At 60.4% G+C, this 628-nt stretch carries 2 protein-coding genes; one reads left to right on the top strand and one right to left on the bottom strand.

Annotated features, from left to right (window positions below; translation table 11 throughout):
- A partial coding sequence (locus tag NKH03_RS34910; RefSeq protein ID WP_352973393.1) for a hypothetical protein occupies positions 1 to 240 on the top strand: 240 nt, incomplete at its 5' end.
- A 208-nt stretch (positions 241 to 448) separates the two neighbouring features.
- Here NKH03_RS34910 and NKH03_RS34905 read toward each other — a convergent pair.
- Positions 449 to 628, bottom strand: a 180-nt coding sequence (locus tag NKH03_RS34905) for an MFS transporter (RefSeq protein ID WP_352973391.1), incomplete at its 5' end; no start/stop codon positions are given.

Genomic DNA, 628 nt, shown 5'->3' with positions numbered 1-628 from the left:
GGCGAACGGCGTCCAGACACCAAGCTGACGCAGCAGCCCATTCGCTACTGCCGGCAGCACCTCTCCCGGCTTTGGCCGATCATGCCTTCCTGCTTCCAGCAACAGCACGCTCCGCGCGGGTGCATCGTTGCCAACGCCAGTCCGGATGTGGTCGCCGCCGAACGTGATCGTCTCAGCGAGCTGGCGGGACAAAATGCCAACCTCAAGATAGCGTTGGCCCGGATCAGCGAGGCGGACTGAGGAAGACTTTAAATTCAAAAGGTGCCACGCGGCAATAGTCGCATGCCGCTGTAGCCCCAGGCTCCGCTTCACGGTTGGGACCGATCGGTCGCACTCTCAGCCTGGGGTTCTTCTCTGCCACCCATCATCGAATTTTGGTGGATTGTCCGTCTCCCGCACCGGTTTGAGCGCGATAGACAAGAATCGCGTTTTCTGTGCCGGCCAGGCTTCAATGACGGGGATGGCGAAAAGCTGAGTGCTCGGGCTTGCGGGCCGAGCTTGTCGGTCGCTCGATGGAAAGTGTCATCTGAGGCGCTTCCTCTCCCGCGTGCAACTGGAAGACACGCTCGTCCAGTTCCTTGTCCACTTCCGTCAGACGATGATTGAGGCGAAGGTAGTCCGTCCAGGT

Source organism: Mesorhizobium sp. M1406 (assembly GCF_040317555.1).
Lineage (GTDB): Bacteria > Pseudomonadota > Alphaproteobacteria > Rhizobiales > Rhizobiaceae > Mesorhizobium.
This window is presented reverse-complemented; position numbering and strand designations above follow the sequence as displayed.